The sequence below is a fragment of the Leucobacter tardus genome, from assembly GCF_017583045.1.
Lineage (GTDB): Bacteria > Actinomycetota > Actinomycetes > Actinomycetales > Microbacteriaceae > Leucobacter > Leucobacter tardus.
On the sequence record NZ_JAGFBF010000001.1, the window covers coordinates 239,872 to 257,378 of the forward strand.

The window sequence follows — 17,507 nt, forward strand, 5'->3', positions numbered from 1 at the left end:
GTGCCGCTCATCGATGTGTCGATCGCCCGCGGACGCTCGCCCGAGCAGCTGCGCGCCTTCATCGACGCCGTGCACCGCGCCGCCGAGGAGACGGTCGGCGCGGCCCCCGAGAACATCACCGTGATCGTGCGCGAGGTCGAACCCGCGCTGTGGTCGCGCACCAACCAGACCGTCGCCGAGCGCACCGCAGCCGCGTCGGCGGCACCCGAACCGCAGGACAGGAGCATGTGATGCGTTTTTCCCTCTTCATCCATATGGAGCGCTACGACGACTCGATCCCCCATGAGCAGCACTGGGAGAACCTCGTCGAATTGGCGCTGCTCGCCGAGGCCGGCGGGTTCAGCACCATCTGGATCGGCGAGCACCACTCCATGGAGTACACCGTCTCGCCGAACCCGATGCCGCAGCTCGCCTATCTCGCGGCGAAGACGTCGACGATCCGACTGGGTGCCGGCACCATCATCGCGCCCTTCTGGAACCCGATCCGCACGGCGGGCGAGGTCGCCCTGCTCGACGTCATCAGCGGCGGTCGGGCCGAGCTCGGCGTCGCGCGCGGCGCGTACCAGTTCGAGTTCGACCGCCTCGCCGACGGCATGCCGGCCACCGAGGGCGGCAAGGCCATGAACGAGATCGTCGCGACCGTCAACCACCTCTGGGACGGCGACTACGCGCACGACGGCGAGGTGTTCAGCTTCCCGACTTCGACGAGCGTGCCGAAACCGATCCAGAAGAACCCGCCGGTGTGGGTCGCGGCCCGCAGCCCCGAGTCGCACGACTTCGCAGTCGCCCACGGTGCGAACGTCATGGTGACGCCGCTCATGAAAGGCGACGAAGAGGTCGAGGCGCTCGTCGGCAAGTACGAGACCGCGATCGCGAATCACCCCGAGATCGAGCGCCGCCCCGACATCATGGTGCTGCGTCACACCTACGTGCACAGCGCGGACGATCCCGAGGGCTGGCGTCCGGCCGCCGAGGGCATCAACACGTTCTACCGCACGTTCAACGCCTGGGCGTTCGAGAAGAACACGCCGGAGAACGGGTTCCTCGCCCCATCGGACCCGGCGAAGTTCGCGGAACGCCCCGAGTTCGCACCCGAGGCGCTGCACCGCACCGCGATGATCGGCACGCCCGACGAGGTCATCGAGCGCCTGCACCACTACGCGGCACTCGGCGTGACCGAGTACAGCTTCTGGAGCGACAACACGCTCTCCCACGAGCAGAAGAAGCGCTCGCTCGAGCTGTTCATCGCCGACGTGATGCCGGCGTTCCGCGGATAGCGGAACCCCGCGGGAGCACCCGCGCGTCATTCGGAGCAATCCGACACGCGCGGGGCTTCCGCCCGATGTACAGTAGGAGTGTGTTCCGGGGTCGGTGAGAATCCGAACCGGCGGTGACAGTCCGCGACCCTCGCTTCCGCGAGGCTGAACCGGTGGAATTCCGGTACCGACGGTGATGAGCGTTCAGCGCTCTAGTCCGGATGAGAGGAACGCGAGCGACGCCGCCGAGGTGTCGCGAGCGACCCGGAACTGTGATGGGCAGGAACCACGGACCGGATGTTGCAGCGAAGTGATCTCGAGGACGCCATGCGTCGTGCGCTCACGGTGGCGCGCCGCGGCCCCGCGGAGAACGCGAACCCTCAGGTGGGGTGCGTGATCCTCGAGGGCGAAGGACGCATCGTCGCCGAGGGCTGGCATCGCGGGCTCGGCACGGCGCACGCCGAGGTCGATGCGCTCGCGCACCTGCCCGAGGAGTGGCGGGATCGCTCCGCCGAGCTCACCGCCGTCGTCACCCTCGAACCCTGCAACCACACGGGCCACACCGGGCCGTGCGCCGAAGCGCTCGCCGCGATCGGGATCGGCGCGGTCGCCTACGCGGTCGCCGATCCCGGCCGGGAGTCCGCCGGTGGCGCGGCGACGCTGCGGAACGCCGGCGTTCAGGTGCTCGGCGGCGTGCTCGAGCGCGAGGCGCGGGCACAGATCTCGCACTGGTTGAACGGTGAGGCGAGCGGGTCGCACGACGCCGCGCACGGCACCTCGACGCGCACGGGGGCGGCGACCGGGTCGGTGCCGACGACGCGCACCGGCGCGACGACGACCGGAGCGTCCGCGGTCTCCGTCGCGGCGACCGCAGCCTCGCGCGCCGGAGGGGCCCGCCCGCGGCGGCCGCGGGTGATCGCGAAGTGGGCGCAGACCCTCGACGGCCGCGCCGCAGCGGCGAACGGAACCAGCAAGTGGATCACGGGGCCCGAGGCCCGTGCCGACGTGCACCGACGTCGCGCGGCAGCGGACGCGATTCTGATCGGCACCGGCACCCTGATCACCGACGACCCCGAGCTCACGGCGCGCACGCCGGACGGACAGCTGATCGTGCCGGCGGATCGTCAGCCGATCCCGGTCGTCGTCGGCAACCGCGAGATCCCGCCGCACGCGCGGGTCCGCCAGCACCCGGCGCTCGCGGCGCACGAGATCTCCGAGCCGATCCAATTGCCGGGCGTGGACATCGAGTCCGAGCTCTCGGCGCTCGCGCGGTATCGCATCTACACCGTGTTCGTCGAGGGCGGCCCGAAGATCATCAACGGCATGATCGCGGCGGGCCTCGTCGATGAACTGCTCGTGTACGTCGCGCCGGCGCTGCTCGGCGGGCCGAAGGTCTCGCTCGGCAATCTCGGCATCACCGACATCTCGGAGATGCGGCGACTGCAGGTGCTCGAGACCCTGCCGCTCGGCGCCGACCTGCTGCTCCGCGCCCGCTGGAGCCAGCGCGTCTCCGGCCGCGAGGAGATCGCCGAATCGTTCCCCGAAGCCCGTGCACGCAGGGAGGAGATCTGATGTTCACCGGATTGATCGAGGAGACCGGGGAGATCACCCGGATCGACGCCGGCGACGACGCGCTCCGGCTGACCGTCGCGGGGCCCGTGGTCACGAGCGACGCGTCGCACGGCGACTCCATCTCCGTCGACGGCGTCTGCCTGACGGTGGTCGCGCAAGACGCCACTGCGGACGGCAGAGGCACGTTCACCGCCGACGTCATGCGGCAGACGCTGCAGATGTCGACACTCGGCGAGCTCGGCCCCGGCGCGCGCGTGAACCTGGAACGGGCCGCACGGGCGGACAGCCGTCTGGGCGGGCACATCGTCCAGGGGCACGTCGACGGCACCGCGGAACTCGTCTCGGTCACCCCGGGCGAGGCGTGGCGCGTGCTGCGTTTCGCCCTCGACGACGACCTCGCGCCGCTCGTGGTGAGCAAGGGATCGATCACCCTGTCCGGCGTCTCGCTGACCGTCTCCGACGTCTCCGATCCCGCGGCGCGCGCCCCCGAGGCGTGGTTCGAGGTCTCCCTCATCCCCGAGACGCTCGCCGCCACCACGCTCGGCACGCTCGAGCCCGGCGATCGCGTCAACGTCGAGACCGACATCGTGGCGCGGCACCTGCTGCGCGTCCGCGCGTACCTCGCGGCCGAGCAGCCGACACCCGGTACGGCGGCAGCCGCCGCCCCCGCAGCCGCCGCACCCGGCGCCCCGACCACCGGCCCCACCCCGGCCGCCTGACACCGACCCTGCCCGCACTGAGGAGCCCCAGATCATGACCGCACCCGCCCCAGGCATCGCCGCGATCCCCGATGCGCTCGACGCATTGCGCGCCGGTCGTCCCGTCATCGTCGCGGACAACGAGGACCGCGAGAACGAGGGCGACGTGATCCTCTCGGCCGAACTCGCGACCCCCGAGTGGGTTGCGTGGACGGTGCGACACTCGTCCGGGCTCCTGTGCGCGCCGATGACGAACGAGATCGCCGACCAGATCGACCTGCCGATGATGGTGGAGCGCAACGAAGACGTGCGCAGCACCGCGTACACGGTCACGGTCGATGCGGCCGCGGGAGTCACGACGGGCATCAGCGCGAGCGATCGCGCGACGACGCTCCGCACGCTCGCGAACCCGACCGCGGTGCCCGGCGATGTGAACCGGCCGGGGCACATCCTCCCGCTGCGGGCCGTCGACGGCGGTGTGCGGGCGCGCAACGGTCACACGGAGGCCGCGGTCGAGCTCATGCAGCTCGCGGGTCTGCGTCCGGTTGCCGCGATCGCCGAGATCGTCGCCGAGGACGGCGAGATGATGCGGCTGCCCGAGCTCATGGAGCTCGGTGCACGTGAGACGATCCCGGTCATCACCATCGCGCAGCTCATCGAGTTCCTCGCCGAACGGGATCCGGAAGGAGCCCCCGCGGACGATCGCGTCACGGCGTCCTCGCACCGGCGGGTCAGCCTGCGCGCCGAGACGCGCCTCCCGACCGAGCACGGCGAGTTCTGGGCCAGCGCGTACCGGGATCGTCGCCTCGGGGTGGATCACGTCGCGCTCAGCGCGCAGGCCCCCGACGGTCTGCCCGACGCCGATCCGCTCGTCCGCGTCCACTCGGAGTGCATCACCGGCGAAGCGTTCGATTCGCTGAAGTGCGAGTGCGGCCCGCAGTTGCGCGCCTCCCTCGACCTCGTGCACGACCGGGGCGGCGTGGTCGTCTACCTGCGCGGGCAGGAGGGACGCGGCATCGGCCTCGCGAACAAGCTCCGCGCCTACCAGCTGCAGGAGCAGGGTCTCGACACGCTCGACTCGAACCTGAAGCTGGGTCTGCCCGCGGATGCGCGGGACTACACGGCCGCGGCCGAGATCCTCGCCGAACTCGGCATCGATCGCGTCCGGCTGCTGACCAATAACCCGGACAAGGTGGCGCAGCTCGAGGCGCACGGCGTCGTCGTCACGGAGCGTGTACCGCTCATCGTCGGGGTGACCGAGACGAACCTGGGCTACATGGAGACGAAGCGCGATCGCATGGGGCACACCCTGCCCGGCGATGTGGCGCACGCCGAAGAGCCGGCCACCGACGGTGCGGCAGCGCACCCCGACGAAAGGAGCGCCTCATGAGCGGCGCAGGAGCCCCCAACCTCACGGTCGACGCGACGGGACTCTCGGTCGCCGTCGTCGCCGGCAGCTGGCACGAGGAGATCATCGATCCCATGCTGGCCGATGCCGTTTCCGTGATCGAGCAGGCGGGTGCGACGGCCGAGTCGTTCCGGGTCGCCGGGTCGTTCGAGTTGCCGCTCGCCGCGCAGGCCGCCCTGCAGGGGTCGTTCGACGCCGTGGTCTGCCTCGGCGTCATCATTCGCGGCGGCACGCCGCACTTCGACTACGTGTGCACCGCCGTCACCGACGGGCTCACCCGGGTGCAGCTCGACACCGGTAAACCGGTCGGGTTCGGGGTGCTCACGACCGATGACGAGCAGCAGGCGCTGGATCGCTCGGGTCGTCCGGGCGCGCCCGAGGCGAAGGGACGCGAAGCGGCGGAGGCCGCGCTGCACCTCGCTGTGCAGACGCGCAGCATCCGCGCGGCGGGCGGGAACGCCTGAGCCGACCCCGGCACGCAGACTCACATCAGATGTGGGGGTTACGCTGGAGGGTGTGGCTGACGAGACCCCTGACGACCGACCCCGCGGCCCTCGAGCGTCCCTGAAGGAACTGCTCCCCTATCTGTTCGAGCAGCGCGGCGCGCTCGTGCTCGCGCTCGGGCTCGGCATCATCGGCGCCGCGACGTCGCTCGTGCAGCCGGTGCTGCTGGGTCGGGTGATCGACAACGTCCAGGCGGGCTTGGCGCTCGGCTGGCTGCTCTGGATCCTGACCGGCATCATCGTCGTCGACGCCGTGCTCTCGGGTCTGCAGCACTACGTGCTGCAGCGCATGGGCGAGGGCGTCGTGCTCACCAGTCGGCGTCGCCTGATCGCGAAGGTGCTGCACCTGCCGGTGTCGCAGTTCGACCGCCGCCGTACGGGTGACCTGGTGTCGCGGATCGGCAGCGACACGACGCTGCTCCGCGCCGTGCTGACGCAGGGCTTCGTCGAGGCCATCAGCGGCTCGCTCGTCTTCGTCGGCGCGCTCATCGGCATGCTCGTGATCGATCCGATGCTGTTCGGCATCACGTTCGGCGTCGTCGCCGTCGCCCTCGTCGTGGTCGTGCTCGTCTCGGCGCGCATCCGTCCGGCGGTCGCCCGCGCGCAGGAGAAGGTCGGCGACCTCGCGGCGCAGGTGGACCGCTCGATCTCATCGATCCGCACGATCCGGGCCGCGGGCGCAGCGTCGCGCGAGCAGGAGTCGACGGAGCGCGACGCGGCCGACGCCTATCAGCTGGGCCTCAAAGTCGCCCGCATCTCGGCCGTCATCGTGCCCATCTCGTTCCTCGCCATGCAGGTGTCCTTCCTGCTGGTGCTCGGTCTCGGCGGGTACCGCGTCGCCATCGGGGCGATCGAGATCTCGCAGCTCGTCACGTTCATCATCTTCCTGTTCCTCATGGTCATGCCGCTCGGCCAGGCCGTCGGCGCGATCTCGGCGGTGAACCAGGCTCTCGGCGCGCTGGGCCGGATCCAAGAGATCGCGCACCTGCCGACGGAGACCGACCGCGACGTCGAGCTGTCCCCGATCGGACGCATCGTGCCGCTTGCCGAGGCGGCGGACGAGTCGTCGGCCGCGATCCGCTTCGACGACGTCCACTTCACCTACCGTTCAGCGGCGCCGGACCGCGCGGATGCGCGAGCGCTCGTGAACGCGGGCAAGCGGGGGGCGCAGCGCGACGCCGAGGCGGCGGCGCCCGACATCGTCGAGACGCCGGTGCTGCACGGGGTGACCTTCGAGGTGCCGCGGGGTGCGCGGGTGGCGCTCGTCGGACCGTCGGGTGCGGGCAAATCGACGATTCTCGGTCTGATCGAGCGCTTCTACGACCCCGACAGTGGCGCGGTCTCGCTCTCCGGAGCCGATCTGCGCACCCTCGACCGTGCCGAACTGCGCGCGCAGCTCGGCTACGTCGAGCAGGACGCTCCGGTGCTCGCCGGAACGATCCGCGAGAATCTGCGACTCGGCGCCCCCGAGGCGACGGATGCGGCGTGCGAGCGCGTGCTGAAGGCCGTCAATCTGCACGACCTGGTCGCCCGCTCGGCCGCCAACGCGCGCGTCGCTTCGGGCCTCGACGTGCAGGTGGGCGAGCACGGCGTCATGCTCTCCGGCGGTGAGAAGCAGCGGCTCGCGATCGCGCGTGCGCTGCTCACGGCACCGCCGATCCTGCTGCTCGACGAGTCGACCGCGAGTCTCGACGGGGTGAACGAGCGGCTCATGCGCGACGCGCTCGACTCCGTGGCGACCGGGCGCACGCTCGTCGTCATCGCTCATCGCCTGTCCACGGTGGTCGATTCCGACGTGATCGTCGTCCTCGATGAGGGACGCGTCGTGGGAGTGGGCTCGCACTCTGAACTCATCGGAACGGTCCCGCTGTACCGCGAACTCGCCCAGCACCAACTGCTCGTCAGCGAGTGAAGAGCCAGCCGATCCGCGGCGTCGTGACCAGGCTCACGGCGCGCGCGATCGGCCCGGCGGCGAGCGCGATGGTCAGCACGATGCCGATCGCGACGAGGATCGCGACGCCCGCGACCCCGAGGCCGCCGATGGCATCGACCGCACCGAAGTGCCGCAGCGTCCAGACGATGGGGCCGTGCAGCAGGTAGACGCTCAGTGTCTGGGCACCCCAGGCGGTGATGCGCGAGCCGCCTCGGGGGGTGATGAGCAGGAGTGCGAGCGTCATGCCTGCGGCGATCGCGAGCAGCGCCAGCCGGATGCCCATACCGGCCGCCACGAGCGGCACGACGTGCGACGGTTCGAACCCGAGGGGCGGAGCGTCGGCGAACAGTGCGCCGTAGTGGTCGGTCCAGGTGAGCCAGGTGTCGATGCGCCACTGGTCGATCAGGTCGGGCAGCAGCAGGAAGACGGCGGCGATGAGCGCGAGACCGGCCCAGGCGGCCGCGCGCACGCGGGCGCTCGGTCGGGCGAACCACGGCTGCTCGCTCCACCCGGCGGATCGCAGCTTCCAGCCCAGCACGAAGAACGGGAGCAGGCAGAGCGTGCGCGACGCCGAGAACTCCGAGCCGATCTCCGGGCTCAGACCGGCGAGCAGCGCGATGATGACGGAGCAGGTGAGCGGATGACGCAACCGCGCGATGTACGGGAAGAGGATGCGCATCGTCGCGAGCGAGACCAGGAACCAGAGGGTCCACGCGGGAGACACGAGGAACGCGTCGCCGATCGCCCGCTCACCGCCCAGCTGCCTGATCCCCGCCCAGATGGCCTCCCAGACGAGCCAGGTGGCGAGCAGCTGGGCCGTGGACACCACGGCCTTCGGGGTCGTTTCGAGCTTCGCGAAGATTCCGGAGAGCAGGATCATCGCGGGCATGTGGAACAGATAGATGACCGCGTAGAGACCGAACCCGAACGCGGTCTCGGTGCGCACCGTCGAGATCAGGTGCCCGACGACGACGAGGACGATCACCAGGAACTTCGCGTTGTCCCAGAGCGCGACGCGACCCCCGGCCCCGGGTTTCTCGGGTGCCCGATCGGGGTGCGTCGTCTCGGCCGTCACGGCACTAGCTTAAGAACCGGACGGCCGAGATGTCGACTCAGCGAGTGAACTCGCGATGCGCGACGCCTACCTGACGGCGGTGCGCCGCATGCACGCCCACGTACCGAGCATCGCCACGGCGGCGATGACCACGGCGACGAGAGCGACGCGCGGGCGGGTGATCGCCGCCACGATCTCGCCGATCTGCGGCACCACGATGAGCAGCGCGATCACGAGCACGAGGGCGACGGCGAGGGCGACGATGGTCGGGCCCTTGGCACCGAACCTGACCCAGACCGCGCCGAAGGCGCCGCCGACGCTGAGCGCGACGAGGGTGCCCAGGAAGACGGCGGGAATGAGGACGCCGAAGCTGCCGTTGCCGAACGCGACGTTGTCGAGCGCGTACGCGCCGAAGAACCAGTGGTCCGTCGCCAGCTCGAGCGCGAGCAGCGCGGTCATGATGATCGTGACGTAGGCCGCGATCGCCACATTGGCGAGTGCGGTGCCCAGCACGTACGCACGGCGCGACGAGCCGAGCGCGAGCGCGTAGGGGAAGGTCGTGGCGACCGCCTGGACGCCGAAGTACACGAGGAAGCCCGGCAGCGACCAGACCATCCCCAGATTCTGCCGCGCGCCGTCCGCGTACTCGGCGCTGGCGGGGTCGAGTCCGGCGCGCATGAGGATCGCGGCGATGATCCAGGTGACGACCAGCACGAGGCCCACGATGAGCAGCGGCGTCCCGAGTGAGACGAGCGGTTTCACGAAGTGCAGGCGGGTGACGTTGAGCGTGCGATGCATGATCAGGCTCCGTTCGGTGCGGATGCGGGAGTGGAGGCGGTCGGGGCCGCGAGGTCGTCGGGGCGGTGCTCGGCGTCGGCGGCGTCGAATCCGTAGGCGGCGACGAGTTCTTGCAGGCTGACGGAGGAGCACTCGACGGCGAGATCGTGCGCGCGCTCGCGATCCTCGGCGGTGAGTCGCCCCTCGACGACGGCGGTGGCGAGCCCGCCGATGCGATGGCGACTGAGCACCCGGGCGTTCGCGGTGTACTCGGCGACCGCGTCGGTCTTGCCCGAGACCTGATGCGCTGTCCCTCGAAGGTCATCGATCGCCGCGTCCTGCACCACCTTGCCGTTGTCGAGCACGATCACATGCTCGAGCAGGCGATCCATCTCATCGATGAGGTGGGTGGAGAGCACGATGGTGCGCGGGTACTCGGCGTAGTCGCGCAGCAGCACATCGTAGAAACGGGTGCGCGCCGTCGCATCGAGGCCGAGGTAGGGCTCGTCGAAGAACGTGACCGGCGCGCGGGAGGCGAGGCCGATCACGATGCCGAGCGACGAGAACTGACCGCGCGAGAACTTCTTGATGACGACCTTCTGCGGGATGCGGAAGGCATCGAGGAGTTCATCGGCGAGCGCCTGATCCCAGTTCGGGTAGAACATGCGCGCTGCGCGCAGCGCGTGCTTGGCGCGGTAGTCGTCGGGGTAGCGCTGATTGTCGCGGATGAAGCACATCTGCTCCAGAGTCTCCGCGCGTTCGAAGGGCCGTTCCCCGAACACCCTGACGTCGCCGGAGGTCGGGCGATCCTGCGCGGTGACAAGCGACATGAACGTGGTCTTGCCCGCACCGTTGCGGCCGAGCAGACCGGTGATCGTGTTCTGCCTGATCTGCAGGTTCACATCGTCGAGTGCCGGCGTACCGCGGTGCCGGCGCGTGAGGCCTCGGGTTTCGATCGCGATGGTCATGGTGTCCCCTCCGGGTGTCGGTGCGTGACGCGGGAGTCGCTGCGGGTGCGCGCGCGGTCCGCGACGAGGTCGGTGATGGCTGAGGTATCGAGGCCGAGCGCAACGGCCTCGTCGAGCAGGGGGTCGATATAGGCGGCGACGAGCGCCTCCTGGCGGGCCGCGGCGATGCGGGCTCGGGCTCCCTCCGCCACGAACATGCCGAGTCCGCGACGTTTGAAGAGGACCTCGCGGTCGACGAGCAGGTTGAGCGACTTCCCCGCCGTGGCGGGGTTGATGCGCAGATGCGCCGCGAGCTCGTTGGTCGAGGGCACCTGCTCCCCCTCTGCATAGACGCCGCGCAGGATCTCGTCTGAGATGCGGTCGGCGAGCTGCAGGAAGATCGGCCGGTCTTCGTCGAACACTCGGACTCCTCTTCACTGGTTCATTACTTCACTAATGAACCTAGCCACCTTGTCCTCGATTGTCAATCGCTCCCGCTTCCCTCGTATGATGAGCCCCACGTTGTGCGACCATCGGTGCCGACCCGGCCGACGACCGGTGCAGCGCAGCGTCGAACCCAGGGGGAATCGCAGTGGACGTCATCAGCTCCTACCTCGACACGCTCTTCGCACAGCACCCGGATACGTCGCGAATGCGCGAGGCGAGAACGCAGGTGCACGCGCTGATGGAGCGCGCGTACCGGGAGGAGCGCGCATCGGGACGCTCCGAGCACGAGGCCGCGGCGCAGGCGATCTCGCGCTACGGCGACCTGGAGGCCATCGCGCCTCGGCTCGGAATCGTCGAGGAACTCACCCGACAGCACCCTGTCGCCGCGCACTCCGATGCCGGGCCGCGCGCCGCCGTCGACACCTCGGCGGACACGCAGCCCATCGACAGCGGCAGCCTCGACCTCCCGCCGCCCTCGCCGCGCATCCTCCCGGAACCTCCGCCCGAACCGTCACCCGAACCGGCGCTCGTGCCGCCGCCCCCGGCCTCGGGGCTGCTGCCCGTCACGATCGAGGAGGCTCGGACCTACGCTGAGGACGCACGGGTCGCGCAGCGACTCCTCACCGCCGCCGTCGTGCTCTTCGTCCTCTCGCCGATCGCGCTCCTCACGCTTCCCGCGCTCTCGGCACTGCCGGGCTTTCCCCTCACCGAATCGGTGTCCAGCCTCATCGGACTCACCGTCCTTGCCGCGGTCGTGTTCGCGGGCGTCGCACTGATCCTGCGGCGCAACCGCGTGCTGCATCCGCATCGGCGCCTCATCGAGGGGCGCTTCGAGGAAGACCCGACCGTCACCTCATGGGCGCGCGGCATACGCGAGGACGCAGACGGACGCCGCGTTCGCGCCCTCGTCATCGCGGTGGGGTGCTGGATCCTGAGCCCGATTCCCACGCTCGCGGGCGGGTTGCTCATCGGTGCCGACGGACCGTGGCCGAGCGAGCTCGCCGGCATCGGAGTGCCAGGCACCCTCCTGCTCGTCGCGCTCGGACTCGGCATCTTCCTCCCCGCCGCGTGGGCCGTCGGCCCGGCCGAGACCCTGGAAGACGTCCACGACCCGCACGCCGACGACGACACGCCTGACCCGCCGGTCATCCGGGTCGCGAAAGCGGCGCTCTGGCCGCTCACCCTCGCGACCTACCTTGCCTGGAGCTTCCTCGGCGACAGCTGGGGCGTCTCCTGGCTGGTGTGGCCGCTCGCCGGCATCGTCTACTGGGCGCTCTCCTCGGTCGCGGACGCATGGAAGGGGCGCTCACCCCGTTAAAGGACGGCCCGGGAAGCCGTCGGTACACTGGGCTGCACGGAATCAGCGCCGACGACGGAGGAGGACGATTCATGGGCCAGGCTCCCGTGCGTCCTCGCGGGCGCGCCGCGCGGCTGGGCATGCTGCTGCTGCCATCGATCATCGTGCTGCTCTGCGTCGGCATCACCGCCGCGATCGCGGTCTCGGTGCAGGAGCACAGCATTCGGACGGCGACGACGGAACGGGTGGTGGACGTCGCCACGCACCTCGCCGAACTCGACCAGGTGCGGAACGCCGTGGTACAGGATCGCGAGACCGCGACGGCCGAGCTGCAGCCGCTGACCGACGTCGTGCAGCGCGCGGCCGGGGTCGACTACGTCGTCATCACCGACGACGCCGGCATCCGCATCACCCACCCGACCCCCTCCGAGCGCGGCCAGCACGTCTCCACCGACCCGTCTCGGGCGCTCGCCGGTGAGACCTACGTCGACACCGAGGCCGGCACCCGCGGGCTCACACTGCGGGCGAAGACCCCCGTGCTCGACGACGATGGCGACGTCATCGGCATCCTCTCCGTCGGCATTCTCGAATCCAGCATCTCCGAGGACTTCGGCGAGGCGGTGGCCGACCTGCTGCCCTGGATCATCGGCGCGCTCGTCGTCGGCACGCTGGCGAACACGCTGGTGAGCGCGGCGATCCGCCGACGGTTCCGCGGTGCAGACGAGATGACGCGCGAGATGGAGCATCAGCGCACGACGACCGCGCTGCTGCGCGAGCAGACCCACGAGTTCCGCACCCGACTGCACGTGCTGCACGGTCTCGTCTCGCACGGCGACTCGGCAGAGGCGCTGCGCTACATCGAGGACATCGCGCCCGTGCAGACCGCGTCCGACGACGACGGGGGTGACATGCACCCCCTGCTTCGCGCCGTGATCGAGGCGCTTCGATCCGATCTCGCCGCACTCGGCACCGCATTCAGCGCCGACGTCGACCTGCGCACTCCGCCCGACGACGACCTCATGCTCGTGGTCACGAACCTGTGCCGCAACGCGGGCGAGGCCGGGGCGTCTCGCGTGCGCCTGCAGCTCGTGGAGACCGAGGACGCGGTGCATGGGACGGTCGACGACGACGGAGCGGGCATCGCACCGTCGCAGCGCTCGCAGGTATTCGCGCTCGGCTTCTCCTCGAAGCCCGATCGCAGCGGCGCGGGCCGGGGCATCGGACTCAACCTGGTCCGCCGCATCGTCACCGATCGCGGTGGCACGATCGAGATCGGCGAGTCGACGCTCGGCGGTGCCCGGTTCTCGTTCGATCTGCGTGTTCCCGAGCGGACGGCGCCCGAGAGGGCTTACCGATGAGCGCCGCACCGATCCGCACCCTGGTCGTCGACGACGACGCCGGGGCGCGCGCGCTCCACGGCCGCTTCGTCGATGAGGCTCCCGGTTTCGCGTTGGTCGGCACCGCCGGGACCGGCGAGGATGCGGTGGCGCGGGTGCAGCGCGGCGGCGTCGACCTCGTGCTGCTCGATATGCAGATGCCCGGCATCAGCGGCATCGAGGTGCTCCATCGCCTGCATCAGGATCCGGGCACCGCCCCTGCGGTGCTCGTGATCAGTTCGGCCCGCGACCAGATCACGGTGCGGCAGGCACTGTCTGCCCAGATCGTCGGGTACCTGGTGAAGCCGTTCACGCAGGAGGCGCTCGCGGCGCGCCTGCGGTCGCTCCGCGAGGACTGGACACGAGACGCACCGGCCGAGCGCGACCGGCTGCTCGGGCAGGGCGACATCGATCGGATGCTCGGCGTGGGGCGCGCGGACCCCGGCACCGCGCCGATCCCGATGCACCGATCCGGGACCGGGACGCACGACCCCGCGCCGACGACCTCGACGTCCGGGATACCGGTGATCGCTCCGAAGAAAGGCATCTCGGAGGTGACGATGCGGCAGGTGCTCTCCGCGCTCGACCGCACACGGCCGACCTCCGCCCACGATCTCGCCGAGCGCTGTCAGATCTCGCGGGCCACCGCCAGGCGCTACCTCGATCATCTCACTCGATCGGGCGCGATCTCGCTGTCGCACCGGTACGGCGCGCGGGGTCGACCGGAAGTGCTGTACCGTCTCGCGGTGCCGCCGGTCGATCCGTGATTCCGGGGGAGCACTAGGCTGGACGGTGTACCGGACCCCGTCGAGGAGGACTCATGACGCTCATTCCCGAACTCCTGTCGGCCATCGGGTCGGGCTCGCTCCGCGTCATCGATCTCACGAACCGACTGCAGGCCTCGACTCCGGCACTGCGCCTGCCCGAGCCGTTCGCGAACCTCATCGACTTCTCGCTCGAGACCGTCAGCGCGTACGACGAGCCCGGACCGTTCTGGAAGCACGCGAACATTCACACCGGCGAGCACGTCGGCACGCACATCGATGCGCCGGTCCACTGGATCAGCGGTCGCGACGGACACGATGTCTCGCAGCTGCCGCCCGAGCGCCTCATCGGGCCCGCGGCAGTGCTCGACTTCACCGCTGAGGCGACGAAGAACCCCGACTTCCTCCTCGACATCGCGCACGTCGAAGCCTGGGAGGAGGCGCACGGCAGGTTCGAGCCGGGCACGTGGCTGCTGCTGCGCACCGGCTGGGATCGGTACGCCGACGACGAGCGCGCCTTCCTGAACACCGATGCGACCGGCTCGCACACTCCGGGTTTCACCGCCGAGTGCGCCGAGTGGCTCGCGGGGCGCGCCGAGATCTCGGGCGTCGGCGTCGAGACCGTCGGCATCGATGCGGGGCGCGGAGCCGAGCTGATCCCCCCGTTCCCGGTGCACTATCACCTGCTCGGTGCCGACAAGTACGGCATCACGTCGCTGCAGAATCTCGGTGAGCTCCCGCCGAAGGGGGCGGCGATCGTCGTCGCCCCGCTCCCCATCGTGGGCGGCACGGGCAGTCCGGCCCGCGTGTACGCGCTGGTCGAGGCTGCGACCCGGTGACCGGCCCCGCTGCCGAAGGATCGGCGTCGGTCGCCGCTCTGGTCGGACGGGCGCTCGCCCGCCTGGGAGCCGGCCACTGCTTCGGCGTCGTCGGGTCGGGCAACTTCCACGTCACGAACGCCCTGCGCGCCGCCGGGGTGCCCGTCACCGCGGCTCGCCACGAGGGCGGGGCGGCAACCATGGCCGACGCGTTCGCGCGCATGAGCGAGACGGTCGCCCTCGTGTCCGTGCACCAGGGGTGCGGCCTGACCAACGCCGCAACCGGCATCGCCGAGGCGGCGAAGAGTCGCACGCCGGTGCTCGTGCTCGCCGCGGAAGCCGCGGAGGCGCGCTCGAACTTCGCGATGGACCAGTCGGGGTTCGGTCTGGCGTTGACCGCGGAGGCCCGCCGGGTGACCTCGGCCGAGACCGCCCTCGCCGAGGTGGTCGCGGCATTCGTCACGGCACGCGACGACCGCCGTACGGTCGTCTTGAATCTGCCGCTCGACGTGCAGGCGGCACCGGCTCCCGTCGAGTCGCTCGCGGCCCTGGAGTCGTTGGAGCCGCCGCCTCCCCCGGCACCGCGCGAGGCGGCCGCGGCAGATGCGACGGCACTCGCCGATGCGCTGCACGCCGCCCGCCGCCCCGTGATCGTCGCCGGCCGCGGCGCGCGCGGGGCCGGCGATCCGCTGCGCGACCTCGCGGCGGCGAGCGGGGCACTGCTCGCCACCTCCGCGGTCGCGAACGGGCTCTTCGCCGACGATCCGTTCGCGCTCGGCATATCGGGCGGCTTCGCTTCGCCGGTGAGTGCGGAACTCATCGCCGGGGCCGACCTCGTCGTCGCCGTCGGGTGCGCGCTCAACATGTGGACGACGCGCCACGGCCGCCTCCTCTCCCCGACCGCCACCATCGCGCAGATCGACGACGACCCCGCAGCGCTCGGGCTCCACCGCTCGATCGACGTGGGAGTCGTCGGCGACGCCGGCGCCACGGCACTGGCGGTCACCGCGCTCCTGCGCGAGCGCTCCCCCGAGGGACCCTCCGACGACCGCTCGTACCGGTCGCCCGAGGTGCGCGAGCGCCTCTCCCGCGGCGCGCGCTGGGCCGACGTTCCCGTGGACGACGTCCTCTCCGGATCTCCGGGGGACGATGCCCGCATCGATCCCCGACTCCTGAGCGCCCAGCTGGATCGCCTGCTCCCCGCTGAACGCATCGTCGCCGTCGATTCGGGCAATTTCATGGGGTACCCGTCCGCGTACCTCGCGGTACCCGACGCATCCGGGTTCTGCTTCACCCAGGCGTTCCAATCCGTCGGCCTCGGCCTTGCGACGGCAATCGGAGCCGCTACCGCGCGCCCGGATCGTCTTCCGGTACTCGGCGCGGGCGACGGCGGCATGCTCATGTCGATCGCCGAACTCGAGACGGTCGTGCGCCTCGGCCTGCCGCTCGTGGCGATCGTGTACAACGACGACGCCTACGGCGCAGAAGTTCATCACTTCGGGGCCGACGCGGATCTCTCGACGGTGGTCTTCCCGCCGACCGACATCGCGGCGATCGCGCGCGGGTTCGGCGCGGAGGGGGTGACGGTGCGCTCCCTCGAGGATCTCGCGCCGCTGACGGCGTGGCTCGCACGACGCGCGCACGGCGAGGCCGTGCCGCCGATCGTCCTGGACGCCCGCATCGCCAGCGATGGCGGGTCCTGGTGGCTCGCAGAAGCGTTCAGGGGGCACTGATGTTCGGCATCATCCAGGGGTTCACGGTCATTCTCGGTGTCATCGGCGTCGGGTACCTCGCCGGCCGGTTCGGAGTCGTCAAGGGCGAGCAGCGCCTCGTGCTCAACCGGGTGGCGTTCTCCGTCGCCACCCCGGCGCTGCTGTTCACGGTGCTGCATCGTAGCGACCCCTCGATCATCGTGTCCCCCGTGATCCTGGTGACGACGGTCTCGGCCATCGTGGCGGCCGGGGTCTTCGTCGCTGCCTCGCGCCTGTGGTTCAAGCGCGACCTCGGCGCGACGACACTCGGCGCCACGTGCGCCGGGTACGTCAACTCGAACAATCTCGGGCTTCCGGTCGCCGTGTACATCCTGGGCGACGCGGCATATGTCGCGCCGCTCATCCTCGTGCAGCTGATCCTCTTCGCGCCGACCATCCTGGCGATTCTCGAGACCACGCGCGGCAACCAGCGCGGGGCATTCCTGGCGCTGGGGCGCGCCGCCTCGAATCCGATCATCCTGGCATCGGTCGCCGGCCTCGCGTTCGCGCTCATCGGCATCCCCGTCCCCGAGCTCGCACTCGCACCGATCGAGATGATCGGCGGCGCCGCGATCCCGATGGTACTGCTGAGCTTCGGCATCTCGTTGCACGGGCAGCGAGCGCTGCAGCGCGGCAGCGGGCGCGCCGCCGTGTTCACCGCGACGGGGATCAAGCTGCTCCTGATGCCCCTCGCCGCATGGGGCCTGTCGATCGCGTTCGGGCTCTCCCCGCACGAGACGTTCGTCGCAACGATCATCTCGGCGCTGCCGACTGCGCAGAACGTCTACAACTACGCCGCGACGTATCAGCGCGGTGAAATCATGGTCCGCGACACCGTGCTGGTGACGACGTTCGCGTCGCTCCCGATCATCGCGGCGATCGCCTGGTTCCTGCAGTCGTAGACGC

General features: G+C 70.5%; 17 protein-coding genes and 1 riboswitch. Of the genes, 13 read left to right on the plus strand and 4 right to left on the minus strand.

Translation table 11 applies throughout. The features are described 5' to 3' along the window. The 7 genes from J4H85_RS01040 (at nucleotide 1) to J4H85_RS01070 (ending at nucleotide 7,349) form a co-directional block, all read left to right on the plus strand. Nucleotides 1–231, plus strand: coding sequence for a tautomerase family protein (locus J4H85_RS01040; protein ID WP_208236051.1), 231 nt, complete (start codon nucleotides 1–3; stop codon nucleotides 229–231). Further along, the gene (locus tag J4H85_RS01045; protein WP_208236053.1) at nucleotides 231–1,277 is read left to right on the plus strand and encodes an LLM class flavin-dependent oxidoreductase; all 1,047 of its coding nucleotides are present in this window, start codon (nucleotides 231–233) and stop codon (nucleotides 1,275–1,277) included. The genes J4H85_RS01040 and J4H85_RS01045 overlap by 1 nt, the downstream gene beginning before the upstream one ends. Before the next feature lie 77 nt (nucleotides 1,278–1,354). Then, a riboswitch (FMN riboswitch) is annotated at nucleotides 1,355–1,493 on the plus strand. Nucleotides 1,494–1,553: 60 nt separating this feature from the next. Beyond that, nucleotides 1,554–2,828, plus strand: coding sequence for a bifunctional diaminohydroxyphosphoribosylaminopyrimidine deaminase/5-amino-6-(5-phosphoribosylamino)uracil reductase RibD (locus tag J4H85_RS01050; RefSeq protein WP_208236054.1), 1,275 nt, complete (start codon nucleotides 1,554–1,556; stop codon nucleotides 2,826–2,828). Beyond that, the gene (locus J4H85_RS01055; RefSeq protein ID WP_208236055.1) at nucleotides 2,828–3,547 is read left to right on the plus strand and encodes a riboflavin synthase; all 720 of its coding nucleotides are present in this window, start codon (nucleotides 2,828–2,830) and stop codon (nucleotides 3,545–3,547) included. The genes J4H85_RS01050 and J4H85_RS01055 overlap by 1 nt, the downstream gene beginning before the upstream one ends. 34 nt (nucleotides 3,548–3,581) lie before the next feature. Continuing rightward, nucleotides 3,582–4,916 (plus strand): 3,4-dihydroxy-2-butanone-4-phosphate synthase, encoded by a 1,335-nt coding sequence (ribB, locus tag J4H85_RS01060; protein WP_208236056.1) that lies wholly within the window; start codon nucleotides 3,582–3,584, stop codon nucleotides 4,914–4,916. Further along, nucleotides 4,913–5,398, plus strand: coding sequence for a 6,7-dimethyl-8-ribityllumazine synthase (ribH, locus tag J4H85_RS01065; RefSeq protein WP_208236057.1), 486 nt, complete (start codon nucleotides 4,913–4,915; stop codon nucleotides 5,396–5,398). The genes ribB and ribH overlap by 4 nt, the downstream gene beginning before the upstream one ends. A 52-nt stretch (nucleotides 5,399–5,450) precedes the next feature. Further along, nucleotides 5,451–7,349: an ABC transporter ATP-binding protein gene (locus tag J4H85_RS01070; RefSeq protein ID WP_307863301.1), complete on the plus strand. Its 1,899-nt coding sequence runs from the start codon at nucleotides 5,451–5,453 to the stop codon at nucleotides 7,347–7,349. On the opposite strand, the gene J4H85_RS01075 is transcribed toward J4H85_RS01070, so the two are convergent. The 4 genes from J4H85_RS01075 to J4H85_RS01090 all read right to left on the minus strand — a co-directional run bounded on the left by J4H85_RS01075 (nucleotide 7,339) and on the right by J4H85_RS01090 (nucleotide 10,570). Beyond that, the gene (locus tag J4H85_RS01075; RefSeq protein ID WP_208236059.1) at nucleotides 7,339–8,445 is read right to left on the minus strand and encodes an acyltransferase family protein; all 1,107 of its coding nucleotides are present in this window, start codon (nucleotides 8,443–8,445) and stop codon (nucleotides 7,339–7,341) included. The genes J4H85_RS01070 and J4H85_RS01075 overlap by 11 nt on opposite strands. 66 nt (nucleotides 8,446–8,511) lie before the next feature. Further along, nucleotides 8,512–9,222: a hypothetical protein gene (locus J4H85_RS01080; RefSeq protein ID WP_208236061.1), complete on the minus strand. Its 711-nt coding sequence runs from the start codon at nucleotides 9,220–9,222 to the stop codon at nucleotides 8,512–8,514. 2 nt (nucleotides 9,223–9,224) lie between these two features. Further along, nucleotides 9,225–10,169, minus strand: coding sequence for an ABC transporter ATP-binding protein (locus tag J4H85_RS01085; RefSeq protein WP_208236063.1), 945 nt, complete (start codon nucleotides 10,167–10,169; stop codon nucleotides 9,225–9,227). After that, nucleotides 10,166–10,570 carry a GntR family transcriptional regulator gene (locus tag J4H85_RS01090; protein ID WP_208236065.1) on the minus strand — a complete coding sequence of 135 codons (405 nt, stop codon included), beginning with the start codon at nucleotides 10,568–10,570 and terminating at the stop codon, nucleotides 10,166–10,168. The genes J4H85_RS01085 and J4H85_RS01090 overlap by 4 nt, the downstream gene beginning before the upstream one ends. Before the next feature lie 170 nt (nucleotides 10,571–10,740). Between J4H85_RS01090 and J4H85_RS01095 the strand changes: the two genes are divergently transcribed. The 6 genes from J4H85_RS01095 to J4H85_RS01120 all read left to right on the plus strand — a co-directional run bounded on the left by J4H85_RS01095 (nucleotide 10,741) and on the right by J4H85_RS01120 (nucleotide 17,503). Next, nucleotides 10,741–11,913 (plus strand): hypothetical protein, encoded by a 1,173-nt coding sequence (locus tag J4H85_RS01095; protein WP_208236067.1) that lies wholly within the window; start codon nucleotides 10,741–10,743, stop codon nucleotides 11,911–11,913. 71 nt (nucleotides 11,914–11,984) lie between these two features. Then, nucleotides 11,985–13,250: a sensor histidine kinase gene (locus J4H85_RS01100; RefSeq protein WP_208236069.1), complete on the plus strand. Its 1,266-nt coding sequence runs from the start codon at nucleotides 11,985–11,987 to the stop codon at nucleotides 13,248–13,250. Further along, nucleotides 13,247–14,035, plus strand: coding sequence for a response regulator (locus J4H85_RS01105; protein ID WP_208236071.1), 789 nt, complete (start codon nucleotides 13,247–13,249; stop codon nucleotides 14,033–14,035). Before J4H85_RS01100 ends, J4H85_RS01105 begins: the two co-directional genes overlap by 4 nt. A 53-nt stretch (nucleotides 14,036–14,088) precedes the next feature. Continuing rightward, a complete protein-coding gene (locus J4H85_RS01110; protein WP_208236073.1) occupies nucleotides 14,089–14,871 on the plus strand; it encodes a cyclase family protein in 783 nt (260 codons plus the stop codon). Further along, nucleotides 14,868–16,583, plus strand: a complete 1,716-nt coding sequence (locus J4H85_RS01115) for a thiamine pyrophosphate-binding protein (RefSeq protein WP_208236075.1) — start codon at nucleotides 14,868–14,870, stop codon at nucleotides 16,581–16,583. The genes J4H85_RS01110 and J4H85_RS01115 overlap by 4 nt, the downstream gene beginning before the upstream one ends. Further along, nucleotides 16,583–17,503 carry an AEC family transporter gene (locus J4H85_RS01120; protein WP_208236077.1) on the plus strand — a complete coding sequence of 307 codons (921 nt, stop codon included), beginning with the start codon at nucleotides 16,583–16,585 and terminating at the stop codon, nucleotides 17,501–17,503. Before J4H85_RS01115 ends, J4H85_RS01120 begins: the two co-directional genes overlap by 1 nt. Nucleotides 17,504–17,507 lie beyond the last annotated feature (4 nt).

Coding starts and splice junctions, on each gene's coding strand:
- J4H85_RS01120 (WP_208236077.1), top strand. CDS start 16,583: ATGTTCGGCATCATCCAGGGGTTCACGGTCATTCTCGGTGTCATCGGC.
- J4H85_RS01045 (WP_208236053.1), top strand. CDS start 231: ATGCGTTTTTCCCTCTTCATCCATATGGAGCGCTACGACGACTCGATC.
- J4H85_RS01100 (WP_208236069.1), top strand. CDS start 11,985: ATGGGCCAGGCTCCCGTGCGTCCTCGCGGGCGCGCCGCGCGGCTGGGC.
- J4H85_RS01110 (WP_208236073.1), top strand. CDS start 14,089: ATGACGCTCATTCCCGAACTCCTGTCGGCCATCGGGTCGGGCTCGCTC.
- J4H85_RS01055 (WP_208236055.1), top strand. CDS start 2,828: ATGTTCACCGGATTGATCGAGGAGACCGGGGAGATCACCCGGATCGAC.
- J4H85_RS01085 (WP_208236063.1), bottom strand. CDS start 10,169: ATGACCATCGCGATCGAAACCCGAGGCCTCACGCGCCGGCACCGCGGT.
- ribB (WP_208236056.1), top strand. CDS start 3,582: ATGACCGCACCCGCCCCAGGCATCGCCGCGATCCCCGATGCGCTCGAC.
- J4H85_RS01105 (WP_208236071.1), top strand. CDS start 13,247: ATGAGCGCCGCACCGATCCGCACCCTGGTCGTCGACGACGACGCCGGG.
- ribH (WP_208236057.1), top strand. CDS start 4,913: ATGAGCGGCGCAGGAGCCCCCAACCTCACGGTCGACGCGACGGGACTC.
- J4H85_RS01050 (WP_208236054.1), top strand. CDS start 1,554: ATGTTGCAGCGAAGTGATCTCGAGGACGCCATGCGTCGTGCGCTCACG.
- J4H85_RS01080 (WP_208236061.1), bottom strand. CDS start 9,222: ATGCATCGCACGCTCAACGTCACCCGCCTGCACTTCGTGAAACCGCTC.